A 17,855-nucleotide genomic window follows, 5' to 3' on the forward strand; every position below is an offset into this window, starting at 1 on the left:
CAATCGAAAACTATTTATAGAATAAAAGAGTAATTTTAAAGATGAAAAAAGAGAGAACGATACTTGCATTATGTATAGGCTGCCTGATAAGTGCGGCAAGCCTGCAAGCACAAACCGGCAAGGATAGCACACAGGTAGCGAGAAGCTACGCTATCAATGAAGTGGTGGTGACGGGCACACGCAGCGAAACGGATGTACGCCATCTGCCTATGACTGTATCAGTGGTGGGACGTCCGCAACTTGAAGCGAGTCGGCAAAGCTCCGTGCTTCCGGTGCTGAATTCACAAGTGCCCGGTTTTTTCTCAACCTCGCGCGGCGTGATGGGTTATGGTGTAGCTACGGGCGCATCAGGACAAATGTCGCTGCGCGGAATCGGTGGCCCTGCACAAGCCGGGCTGCCCACTACCGGGCTGTTGGTTCTGATTGACGGACATCCCCAATACATGGGCTTGATGGGACATCCCATCGCCGATGCTTACCAGACAATGATGGCTGAGCGCGTAGAAGTGCTCCGTGGTCCGGCATCAGTGCTTTATGGTTCCAATGCCATGGGGGGCGTTATCAATATCGTCACCCGCAAAATGCAGGAAGACGGTGTGAATACAAGCATCAACATCGGTGCCGGTTCTTATGGAACCTTGCAGACCGAGGCAACCAACCGCATCCGGAAAGGACGTTTCAGTAGTACAGTGACGGCTTCTTATAATCGTACAGACGGGCATCGGGCTGATATGGGCTTTGAACAATACGGTGGTTATGCCAAGTTGGGTTATGATTTTACGGACAACTGGAAGCTGTGGGGAGATGTGAATATCACCCGTTTCAATGCCACCAATCCGGGGGCGGTTACTCGCCCTTATATCGACAACGACCAGCGCATCACTCGCGGTATGACCTCTTTTGCTCTGGAGAATCATTACGAAAAAACCTCGGGAGCATTGAGTTTCTTTTATAACTGGGGAGACCACTGGATAAACGACGGTTATCAGCCCGGCGGAAAACCGCTTGACTACCGCTTCAACTCCAACGACCAGATGCTCGGTGTATCATGGTATCAGAGTCTGCAACTTTTCAAAGGAAACCGGGTGACTGTAGGAGCCGATTATTTTCATTTCGGCGGTGAAGCATGGAACAAATTCTCTGACGGACATCGTGAAACCTCGGCGGATAAATCCCTGAATGAAGTAGCCGGATATGTAGACTTCCGGCAGGACATTGTTGCCTGGCTCACACTAAATGCCGGTGCACGCGTAGACCATCATTCGCAGACTGGGACGGAGCTTATTCCACAAGTCGGTCTGGCTTTCCACCTCCCGAAGGATGCGGAAATCAAGGCAATGGCAAGTAAGGGATTTCGCAATCCCACCATTCGCGAAATGTATATGTTCCCTCCGCAAAATCCGGATTTGAAGCCCGAGAAACTATGGAATTATGAACTTTCCTTCTCGCAGCGCCTTATGGAAAACCGTTTGTCATACGGCGTAAATGTGTTCTATATCAATGGTGAAAACCTGATTCTGCGTCTTCCCAATCCGGCAGGCAGTGGCATGCTGAACCAAAACTCCGGTGAGATTGAGAACTGGGGCGCGGAAGCGAATATAGGATACCAGTTCAACCCGATGTGGGGTGTCACGGCAAATTATAGCTGGCTTCATATGGAGAATCCTGTATTGGCATCTCCCGAACATAAACTTTACGGAGGCATGAACTTCAGAAAAGGACGTTGGAGCGCATCTACGGGCATTCAATATGTGAAAGGACTTTACACAGAACTGGATGCGGAAACCAAGGAGAACTTTGTGCTGTGGGATATGCAGGGGAGCTTTAAAGCGACCAATTACCTGTCGTTCTATGTGCGTGGCGAGAACTTGCTGGCACAACGTTACGAAATAATAGCCGGCTATCCTATGCCGAAAGCTACTTTTATGGGTGGAGTAAATATTAACTTTTAATAAGTATATAAATTATGAAAACAACAACTATCAGACTGTATTCTCTGGATTACGGCAATGTGAAAACGTATTTTGCTGCCGCTCTTTTCATTCTGGGCAACCTGGCTCTGCCACAGCTTTGCCATCTTATCCCGCAAGGCGGTCTCACGCTGCTTCCCATCTATTTCTTTACGCTTATCGCAGCCTATAAATATGGTTGGAAAGTAGGATTACTGACTGCTGTCTTTTCTCCGGTTTTGAATCATCTGCTTTTCGGTATGCCTGCTGCGGGCATGCTTCCGGCTATACTCTTGAAATCGGCCTTGCTGGCTGTGGCTGCCGGATATGTTGCCAACCGCTTCAAACGTGTCTCTGTCCCGATGCTGGCATTGGTGGTTCTGGCTTATCAGCTTGCGGGCACATTAGGCGAGTGGGCCACGTTGGGGAACTTCATCCTTGCTTTCCAGGATTTCCGTATCGGTATTCCGGGAATGGTATTGCAAGTTTTCGGCGGTTATCTGTTCATTAAGTATTTGGTTTATAAATGATATTCCATAAAATAGAAGTATGTTACGAAAAATCAGACTAACAGTTGCCATTTTCTTCTTTGTACTGATTACGCTGCTGTTTCTCGACTTCACGGGGACGCTACACGGTTGGTTCGATTGGATGGCTAAAATTCAGTTCTTGCCTGCGTTGTTGGCCTTGAATGTAGGGGTTGTGATAGCCCTGATTGTGCTGACGTTGCTTTTAGGTCGTGTGTATTGTTCGGTAATATGTCCGCTGGGTGTCTTTCAGGACGTAGTTTCATGGCTGGGCAAAAAGCGGAAGAAGAACCGCTACTCTTATTCGCCTGCACTCAATTGGTTGCGTTATGGAGTGTTGGGCGTGTTTATATTGGCTTTGATAGGGGGCGTCGGCTCTCTGGTGGCATTGCTTGCACCTTACAGTTCATATGGTCGGATTGCTTCCAATCTCTTTGCCCCAGTCTATCAGTGGGGAAATAACCTGCTTGCCTATCTGGCGGAACGTGCGGACAGTTATATGTTCTATTCCGTGGACGTGTGGATGAAGGCTGCGGGGACCTTTGCGATAGCTGTCCTGACGTTTGCCGTTCTGGCTGTATTGGCTTGGCGCAACGGACGTACATATTGTAATACGATTTGTCCGGTGGGCACGGTGCTGGGATTCTTTTCACGTTTTTCTTTTCTGAAACCGGTAATCGATACGAGTAAATGTAATGGTTGCGGTTTGTGCGCACGTAATTGTAAGGCGGCATGCATTGATTCTAAAAATCATAAAATAGATTATAGCCGCTGTGTGGCTTGTATGGATTGCATCGGTAAGTGTAAGAAAGGAGCCATCCGTTATGAGCGTCCGCATAAGGAAGTGCGGAAACCGTTGGCTGCTGAAAAAGTGACTGGTGTTTCATCGGAGCAGGTGGACAATGCACGCCGCGCTTTCTTTTCTGCCGGTGCCGTATTTGCTGCAAGTACATTGCTGAAGGCACAGGAGAAAAAAGTGGATGGTGGATTGGCTGTCATTGAGGATAAGAAAATACCGGAACGGACCACACCTATAGTACCGGCAGGTTCACTGAGTGCCCGTAACTTTGCGCAGCATTGTACAGCTTGCCAGCTTTGTGTATCAGTGTGCCCTAATCAGGTTTTACGTCCATCCGGTAATCTGATGACGTTGATGCAGCCAGAGATGTCTTATGAACGTGGTTATTGCCGTCCGGAATGTACTAAGTGTGCTGAGGTGTGTCCGGCGGATGCCATTCATCCCATCAGTCCGGCAGATAAATCGTCTATCCAGATCGGTCATGCCGTATGGATCAGGAAGAATTGTGTGCCGTTGACTGATGGAGTAAATTGTGGCAACTGTGCCCGTCATTGCCCGGTAGCGGCGATAGAGATGATTCCATCTGAGGTGGATAATCCGAATTCTCCGAAGATTCCGGCTGTGAATGTCGAGCGTTGTATCGGTTGTGGTGCCTGTGAGAATCTTTGTCCGGCACGTCCTTTCAGTGCTATCTATGTAGAGGGACATGAGAGACATCGGGTGATATAAAGGTGGTAATGTGATAGGGTGATAAAGTGATAAATATTAGAAGAACAGATATGGAAGAACATAATAAGAATATAAACCGTAGGGATTTTCTGAAAATTGTAGGCATCAGTGCCGCTACGACAACGGCTGCTGCGACTCTTTATAGTTGCAAACAGAAGGATGGGGTGATTCCGGGAGGCAGTGCATCGACTCCGGTGCCTACTGATAAGATGACTTACCGCACTTCTGTGGCTCAGAAAGATCGTGTTTCACTTCTGGGTTATGGCTGTATGCGTTGGCCGACTGTTCCTTCGCCGGATGGCAAAGGGGATATGATTGATCAGGATGCAGTGAATGAATTAGTAGATTATGCCATTGCGCATGGTGTGAATTATTTCGATACATCTCCGGTGTATGTACAGGGATGGTCGGAAAAATCTACTGGTATTGCATTAAAACGTCATCCGCGCGAGAAACTGTTTATTGCTACAAAGTTATCCAACTTTAGTAACTATAGCCGTGAAAACTCCATAGCCATGTATCGTAAGTCTTTCGAAGATTTGCAGACAGATTATATTGATTACTATTTGCTACACTCTATCGGTAATGGTGGAATAGAAGCATTCAAAGCGCGATATATAGACAATGGTATGATGGAGTTTCTGTTGAAAGAACGGGAGGCAGGGCGTATCCGTAATCTGGGATTTTCTTTCCACGGCACGGTAGATACTTATGACTATGCACTTTCTCTGCATGATGAGGTGAAATGGGATTTTGTACAGATACAGCTTAATTATGTGGACTGGAAACATTCTTCGGGACGTAATGTAAATGCGGACTATCTATATGATGAATTGGTAAAGCGCAATATTCCGGCAATCATTATGGAGCCATTGCTGGGGGGAAGATTGTCTAATGTACCGACTCATATTATGACACGTCTTAAGCAGCGCCGTCCGGAAGATAGTGTGGCTTCGTGGGCTTTCCGTTTTGCAGGCTCACCGGAACTGGTGTTAACGGTATTGAGTGGCATGACGTATATGGAGCATCTTCAGGATAATATCCGTACCTATTCTCCGCTGATTCCTTTGACAGATGATGATAAGGAGTTTTTGGAAGAAACGGCACAATTGATGTTGAAGTACCCTACTGTACCGTGCAATGACTGTAAATACTGTATGCCTTGTCCGTATGGCATTGATATTCCTGCTGTGCTTATACATTATAATAAATGTGTGAATGAGGGGAATGTACCGAAGAGCCAACAAGACGAGAATTATAGAAAGGCACGCCAGGCTTTTCTTGTTGGTTATGACCGTAGTGTGCCACGCCTGCGACAGGCAAACCATTGCATCGGTTGCGATCAATGTTCGCCTCACTGCCCGCAGAGTATTAATATTCCCAGGGAGTTGCGCCGTATCGACGGGTTCGTGGAGCAACTGAAACAAGAAACATTATGATTCGGGTAAAAAATAAAAAACGTATGTGGCTTTGGATTGTGTTGGCGGTTATAGGCATAGTATGCGTTTCCGTATTTTATTGATTATTTGGTGATTTAGCATGATCATTGGGATCACCTGGATTACCGGACAGTGAAAAGTCTGAAAGACCGGGTAGGAAAAGTGATTTGCGGACTCGGTGTTGGAGAACATTTCGAATATTGGGGATATGATAAAGACCGGCTTGTAGAATTGGACTGGTATGAAGACGCTGTTTTGGAAAATGGTTTTGCTGTCCATTGTCTTCCGACACGCCATTTCTCCGGTCGTGGTTTAAAGGCCAATCGGACATTGTGGGCATCCTTTCTGATAGAAACTCCAACACAGAAAATATATATGGCCGGTGATGGTGGTTATGACTCTCATTTCGAGGAAATTGGGAAGCACTTTCCGGATATAGACCTTGCGATTCTGGAAAACGGCCAGTATAATGAAGGTTGGAACTTTATCCATCTAGAATGAGAAGAAGATGCAGGAACAAGACTTGCTGAATATGGTGATTCCTGAGATAGGGGAGGTAATGCCATTATAGAATTTTCATCTCTGTAATAATAGTGAGTGCTGATATGATTGCTATGTAAAGGCGATGATATCAGCTTTTTTATTACATTTGTGCCATATAACGTAAACTTATAAAAATGAAAAACTATTTATGCATGTTGATACTTACATCTTTATGTACAGTATCTATGGTGGCACAAGACACTATTTCAGTTATTTATGAATCCCCAAAAGATGCTTTTGTACAAAAATTGATGGATTTTCAAGGCATTTTTGGTTTTGATGTCACAGTTAAGACTTCTCAAAAGGGATTGCCCTATAAATTATGTATGGTGAGATGTACTAACGGGAAAGCAGAGAGAAAAGTCTTGAATGAGGAAATACCTTGTGAGATGGATAGTGTATCTCACTTTTATTTTTTTGCACAAGCCGAATCTGCAGATAGTGTTCATATTGGTTGCCAGTATAGGGTAGGAACAAACTTGCATATTCCTATCGTAACCAAGAATTATATTTTAATGGAAACCTTGCCGACTAAAACTTATACGGTGTCTGATCGTATTCCATTAATGGCTTATACTACAGGACATCGGTGTGAAATGAATTTTAATGGACAAAAAGTTGAAGCCATCGATTATTGTGGGGTTCGTTATTCTAAAACTCATCCTTCAAAATGGTATGAAAAATTCAATATACAGGATTATATTTATTTTGAACTTGAATTTCAACCAAAGTAGATAGAATCTTTTTATGAGAGCTATTGTATAAAATGGAAAAATATGAAACAAGAAGTCTTATTCCTGCTTTTAAATGAATATGCCGACTGGGAAGGCGCTTTCCTTGCCATTTCCCTGAATACCGGAGTAATACCGGGCAGTGAAGTGAAATATGTACCAAAGGTAGTTGCTCCTACATTGGATGTAGTGCGTTCCGTTGGCGGCTTTCGTACTTTGCCTGATTATAGTTTTCAGACGATGCCTGCTGATTATGCGGCATTGGTACTGGTTGGTGGTATGCACTGGCAATCGCCTGAAGCAGAACTGGTGGTGCCAATTGTGCAGGATGCATTACAGCGTGGCAAAATAGTTGGAGCAATTTGCAATGCTTCTGCCTTTATGGGAGCGCATGGTTTTCTGAACGATGTAAAGCATACCAGTAATACGCTTCCATATCTGAAGCAATTTGCAGGTAGTGCATATACCAATGAAGCCGGGTATCAGGAAAAACAGGCAGTTAGCGATAAAAATATTGTAACTGCCAACGGAACAGGACATTTGGAATTTACCCGTGAATTATTACTTCTTTTGCATGCCGATACTCCGGAAAAAATTGATGCTGCTTATGATTATTATAAAAATGGCTTTGTAAGGTAACTTTCCATTGTGATGTACTTTTCCGCACTCATATCACTTTGTAAGGATAGACAGCACGTCTCAGGCTGATCCATCCGGTTTCATCTTCTTATAAAGCGGATATTCACAGTCGATATGTAAAGTCAAATCTGCCGCACTGATATGGGGATTAGCTTTGATCACTATTACCTTTCCCCCGCAAAAAGCTTGCATATCTACTGAAGCATGACTACCTTTGTCGCTCAAGATGCCATCTTGTGCAGTATAACATACCATCTTAAACAACACAAGATGCCATCTTGAGCGGTAAGGCAAAGGGAGTTCCGGTTCTTAAGGTTATAAGTTCCAAGTGTCAAGTCCCTATGCTGCTGACATTGAGAAGTATAGATACCATCCGGATCACATGTTGGTCCACGAAACACTACGTCCCGAAATGCTGGAGCGCGAACGCGCACAGACCCTAAATACGCCGGAAGACGAAGCAAGGGATATTGATACGGTAACAGGTTGAAAGTACAGAAAGTAGTCCACGAGCGATATTTTAGCGTAAATACCTTACACGCAACAGTCTGAAAGCCGATGAAAGAGATGAAAGTGCAAAACGGCATGATTATTCACACAAACTACGTCTAAAATGCGGATAGGCACTTAAAAACAAGTATTAATCTTTTGTAAGCGAGGCAAAAGATGTTTCAATGGGGAATACCAGACTGTATCCCTTTTTTTATGTTAAAACAAAAGATTCCATTAAACTTTTTGCTTTCCCTGTTGTCTTATAAATATCAATATTCAATAGGTATAAATAAAATATAGTATGGTATTAGTTTTATGAAACGGGCGGAACATTATTCGCCCGTTTTTATTTCTTTTGCTTTTCCCTTGCATTTTTGCCTCCCTTTTTGTTCCTTTGTTCCCGTTAATTGTAAACAAATGGTAGAATGAGAAACGTATTTTACTTCTGGATATGTATAGCGATGTGGCTGTTGTCAGCTTGTTCTTCTCAGAAAAAAGAGGATAGGGGAGATATACAGGTACTGATGAAAGACAGTGTGGATGCCAATGGTTTGCAACGTATGCAGGTATCTGATAGTAAGACCAGTTTTACGTATAAAGGTAAGGAATATCAATCGAGCGTGGTTCGCAGACCGGATGACAGTTTACCTGTTGTGATTAATGAACAAGGAGATAAATTTGTTGATAACAGCATCACCCTGCGTATAACTTCCGGCGGCAAGTCTATTGTTGACAAGGTGTTTACAAAAGAGAGTTTTGCTTCGTTAGTGGATGCAAAGTTCATGAAACATTCTATCCTTGAGGGACTGGTGTATGATAAGACCACACCTCAGGGGATCGTTTATGCGGCAAGTGTGTGCTATCCGCAGTCCGACCTTTATATTCCACTATCGATCACTGTATCTGCCGATGGTAAAATATCCTTGGCGAAAGAAGAATTGTTGGAAGATTTGCACGAGACGGACAGCATCTGATTAAAGATTCCAGAATGTTTCCTAATTTATGAGTTTCCTTTGCCGGTATGAAAATCCTGATTGTAGAAGATGAACCGGATTTGCGGGAAACGATCCGCATTTCCCTTGTAAAAGAGCATTTCGTAGTGGAAACTGCTGCCGATTATTTTTCGGCATTGGATAAAGTGAATGACTACGATTATGACTGTATCCTGCTGGACATTATGTTGCCCGGTGGAAGCGGTCTGGATTTATTGCGTGAACTCAAACACCTGCATCGTAGTGACAGTGTGTTGATTATTTCTGCCAAGGATTCTTTGGATGATAAGGTGGAAGGGCTGGAACTGGGCGCCGATGACTATCTTACGAAGCCTTTCCATTTGGCTGAACTCAATGCGCGGGTGAAGTCTGTTATTCGCCGTCGGCAAGCAAAGGGTGATGTTTCCATTACAATAGGAAATCTGTTGCTGTATCCTGACAAGCGCCAGGTAGAGGTAGGAGGAGTGCCTTTGCAACTGAACCGGAAAGAATTCGATCTGCTTTATTATTTTATAGTCAATCCTGATCGCGTTATTAATAAAATGAGTCTTGCGGAGTCTGTCTGGGGAGATAATATCGACCAGGTAGATTCATTGGATTTCATTTACTCACAAGTGAAAAATCTTCGTCGTAAACTGAAACAGGCTGAGGCTACCGTGGAACTGAAGGCGGTATATGGTTTTGGCTATAAGCTCTCTGAAGTATGAAATTGCTTCATTATACCTACCGGAAACTCTCGTTGCTGCTATTGCTGTTGATGGCGGTATGGGGTGTATTGTTTTATTATGCCATTATTGACGAAGTGATGGATGAAACGGATGATACGCTTGAAAATTACAGTGAGATATTAATCAATAATGCCTTGATGGACCCGTCTATTCTTGATACGGAGGGGACATTGATGTCTTTCTACAAATTCCGGCCTATATCCGAAGAAGAAGCTGAGAACTATGATGAAGAGTTTTATGACTCTACTGTCTATATAGAAAGCGAAGATGAAGATGAACCGGTGAGGGTGTTAAAGACTGCTTTCCGTATGCCGGACGGGCAGTTTTATGAGCTGGAACTGATGATTTCCATCTTGGAGCGTGATGATATGGTGGAGGCTATCCTATGGTATTTGGGCGCGCTGTTTCTGCTGTTTTTAATTTGCACATCCATTGGGACACGACTGATACTGCAAAGTGTATTTCGTCCGTTGCATCGCCTGCTGAACTGGCTGCAACAAATTCAGCCGGGAAAAGAGCTTCCGGTGTTGGATAATCCGACGAAGATACGGGAATTTCAGCAGTTGGGTGATGCGGCTGTGGATATGGGAAACCGTAGCTATAAGGCGTATGAGGAACAGAAGCAGTTTATAGAAAATGCTTCGCATGAGTTGCAGACGCCGCTTGCCATTGTTCGTGGCAAGATAGAGTTGCTTGCGGAGAATGAGTCGATGACGGAAGAACAGTTGAAAGAACTGGATGAAATATATACTACATTGGGCAGAGCTGTCAGACTGAATAAATCTTTATTGCTGCTTTCCCGTATTGAAAACGGACAATATACCGAAACAGAAGATGTTTCTGTAGATGAAGTCTTGGAGGAACTATTGCCTGATTTGATGGATATATATGAAGGCAAGAAAATACATGTAGTACGTACGAAAGAGGCGGAACCTTTCGTGATTCGCTGCAACCTTTCCCTGGCACAGATTTTGGTTTCCAATTTGGTGAAAAACTCTTTGGTGCATAATCGTGAAGGCGGTGAACTGCATATAGCGACTACGCCTTCTTCTCTTACTATCATGAACAGTGGTGAACATCCGTTGGATGTAGAAAAGTTGTTCCGGCGTTTCTATCGCAGTATTGACGGGAAGAAGGATTCTACCGGTTTGGGGCTTGCCATTGCCCGTTCCATTGCTTTGTCCGCCTCTCTCAGTCTGACTTATAAGTGGCAGGAAGGAATGCATCTGTTCTTGCTTGTTAAAGAATCTCAAAAGAAAAGCTAAAGGCGAATATTCCCAAATCTTTCCCGATTCAGTATCGTTATTTGCAGTGTGAATAAAAACAGGAAATAAATTAGTAACACTTAAAAACAATAACGATTATGAAGAAGATTTTATCTATTCTCGTATTGGCTATCGTAGCCGTTCAGTTCGCTTTTGCCGGTGATGTGATTACCAAAGACGTAAAGGAACTTCCATTGACTGCGCGTAACTTTATCAATCAGTATTTCAGTAAACCGCAGATTTCATACATCAAGATAGACAGTGAGTTCCTGTCCAAGAAGTATGAAGTGACACTGACTGACCGCACGGAGATTGACTTCGACAAGAAAGGTAATTGGACGGAAGTAGACTGTAAAAAGAATGCTGTGCCTGCCGCCCTTATCCCAGCTTCTGTAAAAGATTACGTAAAGGCTAATTTTCCTAATGAAATTATCACTAAGATAGAGCGTAAAAGTACGGGGATTGAGGTGGAACTTGCCAATGATTTCTCTTTGAAATTCAATAAGAAAGGACAGTTTGTCAGTTTGGATGACTAATGGAGGGGGAAAATGATGAAAACAAAATTTTTGATGTTGGCAATGATGATGTGCATGACCGCACTGACATTCAGTGCATGCAGTGATGATGATAGCGATGATAAGAGTATCAATGTGCCGGAGGCTGTAACACAGGCTTTGAAACAGAAGTATCCAAGTGCTACGGACGTAGACTGGAAACAGAAAAGCTCGTATTTTGTAGCCGATTGCTGGCTGGACGGGAAAGATTCGAATATATGGTTTGATGCCAATGGAAACTGGTGGATGACAGAATCGGAAGTATATTGGAATGACGTTCCCGGAGCTGTCCAGACTGCATTTAATAATAGCGAATATGCAAACTGGGTACAAGATGATTATTATTTCCTGCTATATCCGCTACAACCCATGCAATATGTGATTGAAGTGAAACAGGGAAATCAGAAGTATCAGTTATTCTATTCGGAAGATGGAGGGCTGATGAATACTGTGGATATAACGGGAAAGGATGATACGATTTATCCACCGGAAGAGTGAGAAAGTTACAAGCTACGAGTTACAAGTTGCTGCGCTATGTCAGTCTTTAAACTACTAAGCACTATCAAGCCGCAAGGACTTGTAACTCGTAGCTTGTAACTCACTCACATCGGTCGATAATCTTTTGCCAATCCCCCTTCGCTGGTCTCTTTATAGAGTGAAGGCAGGTCGTTTCCGGTTTCTTTCATTACTTCTACAACCTTATCAAAAGATACGCGGTGCATTCCATCGGTGAATGAGGAATAAAGGTTGGCATCCAGTGCACGGGCGGCGGCATAGGCATTTCGTTCGATACAGGGGATCTGTACTAATCCGCAAACCGGGTCACAGGTCATTCCCAGATGATGCTCTAATCCCATTTCAGCTGCATATTCTATTTGAGCCGGACTGCCACCGAACAATTGGTTGGCAGCGGCTGAGGCCATAGCACAAGCTACACCCACTTCTCCCTGACATCCAACTTCCGCTCCCGAGATGGATGCGTTTGTCTTTACTATGTTTCCTACGAGCCCGGCTGTGGCAAGTGCGCGGAGGATGCGGATGTCACTGAAATCGCGGCTCTTTGCTAGATGATATAATACTGCCGGCATCACACCGCAGGAACCGCAGGTAGGTGCAGTAACTATGGTTCCGCCTGAAGCGTTCTCTTCACTTACGGCAAGGGCATAGGCAAATACCAGTCCTCGTGATTGTAGGGATTGTTTGTATCCGCTGGCACGTATATAATAAGTAGAGGCTTTGCGACGCAGGTTCAAAGGACCGGGCAATACGCCTTCCTGTTCCAGTCCGCGGCGAACGGCTGCCTGCATGGTTTTCCAGACTTCGTTCAGATAGTCCCAGATATCCTCGTTTTCACACTCTTTGACGTATTCCCAATAGCTTCTCCCGGTTTTTTCGCACCATAGCAGAATCTCGGTCATGTGATTCATGGAGTAGATGTCGGGAGTGTTGACCGAAGATGCACCATCGTTTTCTTCGGCTAAAGCACCACCGCCCACGCTAAATACTGTCCATGAATCTGTTTCATTACCTGCTGCATCCACAGAAACGAACTTCATTCCGTTGGGATGAAAAGGGAGGAATATCTTCGGTTCCCAGATGATTTCTACCGGAGCGGCAGGTTGCAGAGTGTCGGTAATGGCTATATTAGTCATATGCCCTTTACCGGTGGCGGCAAGGCTACCGTATAGAGTAACTTTAAACGAGGAGGCTTCCGGATGTTTTTCCAGAAATAGCTCGGCAGCTTTGCGAGGACCCATTGTATGGCTGCTTGATGGCCCTGTACCGATACGGTAGAGTTCTTTAATTGATTTCATACTATATTTATTTATAGGTCAACAACTGTGATTCCTGCGCCACCGAATTGCACATGCTCATCGGCAAAGTGTCTGATACCGGGAACTGTTTGCAGGTACTGGCGGATAAGTGTACGCAAAATGCCCGTGCCTGTTCCGTGAAGAATGCGTACGCGGGACATCCCAACGAGGATGGCATCGTCAATAAAGTAGGTCACTGCCTGCAAAGCTTCATCACCCCGCATACCGCGTACGTCGATGTCTTGTTTGAAGTTCAGCTTCTTTTCGTACATACTGTCCTGCGTCTGGTTGCTGACGAATGTGCTTTTGGTAGAACTGTCTACCTTTTGCGGAACAGTGTTTGTACGCTCCAGACGTTCCACTTTAATGGTAGTCTTTATACTGCCGAATGCTATAACGGCATTTTTTCCATTTACTTCCAGAACTTCGCCTACTGAATTCTGTCCTTTTATCTTCACCATCGCTCCCGGCACAATGCTTGCCAGGCGCTCTGCTTCCTGCTTGGCTTTTTGCGCAGCCTGCTCCTGCGCTGATAATCCGCTATCAGTATCTTTTCTTTTCTTTTCTTTTTTACGATTCTGCTTTTCCTGCAATTTCTGCATTTTACGGGCTATTTTCTCCTCCTGTTCTTTAGAGGCAAGAGCTTCCATCGATTGACGGAATTCCGTCAACTCCTGGCGTGCCTGGCGAGTCTTTTCTTTTTCAGCCTGTGCTTCCTTAATGGTACGGATGGTATTCTCAATTCGGGCATTGGCCTCTTGTACCAGTTGTTCTGCTTCTTCCTTGGCTTTTTTTATAATCTCCTTGCGAGATTTTTGTAAGTCCTCCATTTCTGCCTGATAACGGGCGATGGTGTCTTCCATATGCTTCTCGCGTTGGCGGATGGTCTGGCGTTTGCCTTCCCAGTATCGCTTGTCGCGTACAATGTCTTGCAGGTATTTATCAGCATTGATGTATTCACTACCCACAATTTCGGATGCGTCAGCAATCACATCTTCCGGAAGACCGATCTTCCTGGCTATTTCTACGGCAAATGAACTTCCGGGGTTACCGATCTGAAGTTGGAATAAGGCCTGCATCAGGTGGCGGTCATATAGCATAGCTCCATTTACTACCCCTTCATGGTCTTCGGCAAAGTGCTTCAGATTCTGGTAGTGTGTAGTAATAATACCGAAGGTTAATTTTTGGTTGAAACGTTTCAGTACGGCTTCGGCTATGGCACCACCGATTTGAGGTTCTGTTCCGCCGCCGAATTCATCGATCAGGATGAGGCTGCGTTCATTACAGTTCTTCATCATTATCTTCATATTGGTAAGATGAGAAGAATAGGTACTCAAATCATCTTCAATGGATTGTTCGTCACCTATATCAATGAATATGTTGCTGAAAATACCCGCATGGCTGCGTTCGTGCATGGGAATGAGCATACCACATTGCAGCATATACTGCAATAACCCTACTGTTTTGAGACAAACGGACTTACCACCGGCGTTTGGACCGGATATAATCAATATGCGCTGTTTCTCGGTTAGTTCTATATCGAGGGGAACTACCTTTTTCCCATGTTTGGAGAGGGAGAGTTGCAGTAACGGATGGACTGCCATGGTCCAATCCAGTAAGCGCGTATTCTCAAGCGCGGGTTTTATACCGGATATTTGCAGGGCAAACAAGCTCTTGGCACGGATAAAGTCTATCTCGGCAAGGAATTCGTAGGACTGCAATACCTCGGGAATAGAAGGACGCAGCAGATTGGAGAATTCCACCAGAATACGGATAATCTCTCTACGCTCATCTCCTTCCAATTCACGGATACGGTTGTTGGCTTCCACTACCTCGGCAGGTTCTATGAACACGGTTTTTCCACTTGCCGATTCGTCATGCACGATACCTTTTATCTTCCGTTTCAATCCCGGAGCAACCGGAATTACCAGACGTCCGTCACGCATAGTAGGAGTAACATCTTTGTCTACCACACCCTCGGATTGGGCGTTGCGCAGGATACCATTCAATGAACGGGAAATACTGTTCATGGTGTTTGTCAATTCCCGGCGGATACGTGCCAGTTCGGATGAAGCATTGTCTTTTATCTTTCCGTAAGGTGAAAGTATATTATTTATCTTCTGGATCAATTGCGGGAATGCCAGGATATCTTTGGCGAGATTCCGAAGGCAAGGGTAGGGGGAATCTTCCTCCTCCATATCTTCTTTTTCCAGAAAGCGTACGATGTCCCGTATCGTTTCCAGCGAACGGCGTAAGTCGAAAAGTTCCTGTTCGTCCAGATACATTCCTTCCACGCGTATTCGTTTGAGGGATGGACGGACGTCGAAAAAATACTGTGCGGGGAAGTTGTCTTCTTCCTGTATGATGCGTACGAATTCAGTCACGAGGTTCAGGCGCTCCTCCACTTCCTCAAAGTGATCGGAGAATGCCATATCGGTAACTCGTTCGACGCCTAACGTACTAAGGCATTTTTCACTTAGTAACTGGCGTATTTGGTCGAAACCTATTTTATATTCAAAGTTCTGCGGGTATATCATGTTGCAAAAGTACGATTTATTCGTGAAAAAAATAGCAGGAAGTTTGTAGATTTAAAAATGATTTGTACCTTTGCACCGCTTTAAGAGAAAAGCACTTCTTGAAAGAGGAGTTTGGAGAGGTGGCAGAGTGGTCGATTGCGGCGGTCTTGAAAACCGTTGTACTGCGAGGTACCCGGGGTTCGAATCCCTGTCTCTCCGCTGGAAAGAATTGCAAAACAAAGAAAATCCCTGTAAATTAATACTTTACGGGGATTTTTTGTTTTTGGTGCATAGCAAAAATAAGCATATCAAAGCATTCTTTCGGTGTACTATTCGGTGTACCTGTTTGCTTTCAATGTCAGGTACACCTATTAAGTAAATAATTCATTGTTTATCAGTATTTTGCATCTTGACTTGTTGCTCTTGGAAATTTAGTTTTGTGATTAAAAACAAGTAAGATGGAAAGAACAACATTTTGTCTATTGTTCTACATTCGTAGGACGAAATTGAATCGGAACGGTGAGGCTCCGATAATGATGAGAATTACAGTGAATGGAGTCCGGGTTGACGCTTCAGTGAAGAAAACAATTCTTCCGGAATTTTGGAGTGTGGCAAAAGGAAAGGCTCTGGAAAAGAAGCGTGAGTACAAGGAACTAAATCTGTATCTTGATTCTATCCGTTTGAGGATAATGAAAATACAGCGTGAACTGGAAATAGAAGGTGTAGCGGTTTCTGCCGGCAGTGTCCTGGAGCGTTTTTTGGGTAAGGATGCCCCCGTACAACGTACTCTGTTTGAGGTTTTCCGTGAACATAATGATAAATGCGCCCAATTGTCCGGTACGGACATGGCGCCTGCAACCGTGCAGCGTTATGAGACATCCTTGAAGCATACTCAGGATTTTGTCTGGGAGACATATCATAAGAAAGATATTCTTTTGGATGAAGTTTCCCGCCAGTTTGTTGAGGATTACGAGTTCTGGCTTAAAACCTCGAAAAAGTGTTGTCATAATACAGCCACCAAGTATCTGAAGAACTTCAAGAAGATTATCCGTATCGCTTTGGCCAAGGGATGGATGAAGAATGATCCGTTTTTGGAAATCAGGTTCTCGTTGGATAAGGTGGAGCCGGACTTCTTGGAAGATTCGGAAATCCGAAAACTGATTTCAAAGGAGATTGATATTCCACGGCTGAGTCAGGTGCGGGATATTTTTGTGTTCTGTTGTTTCACTGGTTTGGCCTTTTCGGATATTCACGGATTGAGAAAGGAGCATATTGTGGAGGACTCGAATGGTGTCAGGTGGATACGAAAGGGGAGACAGAAGACCAAAATCATGTGCAACATTCCATTGATGGAAATACCGTTAAAGATATTGGAGAAGTATTCCACCAATGAATATTGCAGGAAACATGGTGTACTTTTTCCGGTGCTTTGTAATCAAAAAATGAACGCGTACCTCAAGGAACTGGCTGATATTTGTGGTATTAAAAAAACATTGACCACTCATGTTGCGCGTCATACTTTTGCCACTTTTGCCTTGGCCAATGGTGTCTCGATAGAGAGCGTTGCTAAGATGTTAGGACATACCAATGTTCAGATGACTCGTCATTATGCGCGTGTGTTAGATCGTACAATAATACGTGAGGTATCACAAATAAAGGTTGACTTTTAATAAGTAGATTGATAAAAAGATGAGAAAAGTGCTATTTGTGTATATAAAGTTGAAATACAATCGTTTCTTTATTTCAACTATACTCTATGACTGAGAAAGTAATAAGGATTTTTTGATGTAATTATTCTATTTTGGTTGTATGGTGTTTAGAATAATTACTTTGAGAGAACCAACAGCTTGCTACGATATAATATCAGTCGACTCAGCAACCATGAAAGTCTTATAGCTTGGTTGCTGTGTTGAAAGCTCATTAAAAAGGAAGTATTATATTAAAGATCAGGTTATGTTCTCATTTGCATTAGTCTATTAAAATTATAACAGTAGAATATTGAATATTTGTATCCTATGATAATGAAAGAAATTTGTAAAAGAATTGCCCACTTGTTTATGGGTATAATAGAGTATATATAGTAAAATATATATGTATAGTTTTTGGGGTGTTTTCAATTAGATTACTACAAAAAAAAT

Annotated in this window: 16 protein-coding genes, 1 tRNA gene and 1 pseudogene; 15 read left to right on the top strand and 3 right to left on the bottom strand. The window is 43.8% G+C overall.

Going from position 1 to position 17,855, the window contains the following annotated elements:
* The first annotated feature begins 41 nt into the window (after positions 1-41).
* The 7 genes and pseudogenes from VYM24_RS14385 (at position 42) to VYM24_RS14415 (ending at position 7,356) form a co-directional block, all read left to right on the top strand.
* Positions 42-1,952, top strand: a complete 1,911-nt coding sequence (locus VYM24_RS14385; protein ID WP_330940313.1) for a TonB-dependent receptor — start codon at positions 42-44, stop codon at positions 1,950-1,952.
* Between the two features lie 14 nt (positions 1,953-1,966).
* Positions 1,967-2,479 carry an ECF transporter S component gene (locus VYM24_RS14390; protein WP_291554539.1) on the top strand — a complete coding sequence of 171 codons (513 nt, stop codon included), beginning with the start codon at positions 1,967-1,969 and terminating at the stop codon, positions 2,477-2,479.
* A 19-nt stretch (positions 2,480-2,498) separates the two neighbouring features.
* Positions 2,499-4,004 (top strand): 4Fe-4S binding protein, encoded by a 1,506-nt coding sequence (locus tag VYM24_RS14395; protein WP_291554537.1) that lies wholly within the window; start codon positions 2,499-2,501, stop codon positions 4,002-4,004.
* Positions 4,005-4,054: 50 nt separating this feature from the next.
* Positions 4,055-5,443, top strand: coding sequence for an aldo/keto reductase (locus VYM24_RS14400; RefSeq protein ID WP_291554535.1), 1,389 nt, complete (start codon positions 4,055-4,057; stop codon positions 5,441-5,443).
* A 78-nt stretch (positions 5,444-5,521) separates the two neighbouring features.
* Positions 5,522-5,938, top strand: a pseudogene (locus VYM24_RS14405) (MBL fold metallo-hydrolase); the annotation flags it as partial.
* 182 nt (positions 5,939-6,120) lie between these two features.
* Positions 6,121-6,720 carry a hypothetical protein gene (locus VYM24_RS14410; protein ID WP_291554534.1) on the top strand — a complete coding sequence of 200 codons (600 nt, stop codon included), beginning with the start codon at positions 6,121-6,123 and terminating at the stop codon, positions 6,718-6,720.
* A 42-nt stretch (positions 6,721-6,762) separates the two neighbouring features.
* Positions 6,763-7,356 (top strand): type 1 glutamine amidotransferase family protein, encoded by a 594-nt coding sequence (locus tag VYM24_RS14415; RefSeq protein ID WP_291554532.1) that lies wholly within the window; start codon positions 6,763-6,765, stop codon positions 7,354-7,356.
* A gap of 60 nt (positions 7,357-7,416) precedes the next feature.
* On the opposite strand, the gene VYM24_RS14420 is transcribed toward VYM24_RS14415, so the two are convergent.
* A complete protein-coding gene (locus VYM24_RS14420) occupies positions 7,417-7,611 on the bottom strand; it encodes a hypothetical protein (protein ID WP_291554529.1) in 195 nt (64 codons plus the stop codon).
* A gap of 73 nt (positions 7,612-7,684) precedes the next feature.
* Between VYM24_RS14420 and VYM24_RS14425 the strand changes: the two genes are divergently transcribed.
* The 6 genes from VYM24_RS14425 (at position 7,685) to VYM24_RS14450 (ending at position 11,885) form a co-directional block, all read left to right on the top strand.
* Positions 7,685-7,846, top strand: a complete 162-nt coding sequence (locus VYM24_RS14425) for a hypothetical protein (protein WP_291554527.1) — start codon at positions 7,685-7,687, stop codon at positions 7,844-7,846.
* Between the two features lie 427 nt (positions 7,847-8,273).
* Positions 8,274-8,822: a DUF4738 domain-containing protein gene (locus tag VYM24_RS14430; protein WP_007213261.1), complete on the top strand. Its 549-nt coding sequence runs from the start codon at positions 8,274-8,276 to the stop codon at positions 8,820-8,822.
* A gap of 47 nt (positions 8,823-8,869) precedes the next feature.
* Complete coding sequence (locus VYM24_RS14435; protein ID WP_299088585.1) at positions 8,870-9,547, top strand: response regulator transcription factor; 678 nt, start codon at positions 8,870-8,872, stop codon at positions 9,545-9,547.
* Positions 9,544-10,833: a sensor histidine kinase gene (locus VYM24_RS14440; protein ID WP_299088584.1), complete on the top strand. Its 1,290-nt coding sequence runs from the start codon at positions 9,544-9,546 to the stop codon at positions 10,831-10,833. The genes VYM24_RS14435 and VYM24_RS14440 overlap by 4 nt, the downstream gene beginning before the upstream one ends.
* A 98-nt stretch (positions 10,834-10,931) precedes the next feature.
* A complete protein-coding gene (locus VYM24_RS14445; RefSeq protein WP_217713824.1) occupies positions 10,932-11,369 on the top strand; it encodes a PepSY-like domain-containing protein in 438 nt (145 codons plus the stop codon).
* Positions 11,370-11,381: 12 nt separating this feature from the next.
* On the top strand, positions 11,382-11,885 hold the full coding sequence (locus tag VYM24_RS14450) for a PepSY-like domain-containing protein (protein WP_330940314.1): 504 nt from the start codon (positions 11,382-11,384) through the stop codon (positions 11,883-11,885).
* Between the two features lie 104 nt (positions 11,886-11,989).
* On the opposite strand, the gene VYM24_RS14455 is transcribed toward VYM24_RS14450, so the two are convergent.
* Complete coding sequence (locus VYM24_RS14455) at positions 11,990-13,201, bottom strand: L-serine ammonia-lyase (protein WP_291554517.1); 1,212 nt, start codon at positions 13,199-13,201, stop codon at positions 11,990-11,992.
* 11 nt (positions 13,202-13,212) lie between these two features.
* On the bottom strand, positions 13,213-15,738 hold the full coding sequence (locus VYM24_RS14460) for an endonuclease MutS2 (RefSeq protein WP_291554515.1): 2,526 nt from the start codon (positions 15,736-15,738) through the stop codon (positions 13,213-13,215).
* A gap of 113 nt (positions 15,739-15,851) precedes the next feature.
* Between VYM24_RS14460 and VYM24_RS14465 the strand changes: the two genes are divergently transcribed.
* Together VYM24_RS14465 and VYM24_RS14470 are read left to right on the top strand one after the other, a co-directional pair.
* Positions 15,852-15,936: transfer RNA gene (locus VYM24_RS14465), tRNA-Ser, on the top strand.
* 239 nt (positions 15,937-16,175) lie between these two features.
* Positions 16,176-17,387, top strand: a complete 1,212-nt coding sequence (locus VYM24_RS14470) for a site-specific integrase (protein WP_016278512.1) — start codon at positions 16,176-16,178, stop codon at positions 17,385-17,387.
* Positions 17,388-17,855 lie beyond the last annotated feature (468 nt).

The sequence above is a fragment of the Bacteroides sp. MSB163 genome (genome assembly GCF_036416795.1).
Lineage (GTDB): Bacteria > Bacteroidota > Bacteroidia > Bacteroidales > Bacteroidaceae > Bacteroides > Bacteroides maternus.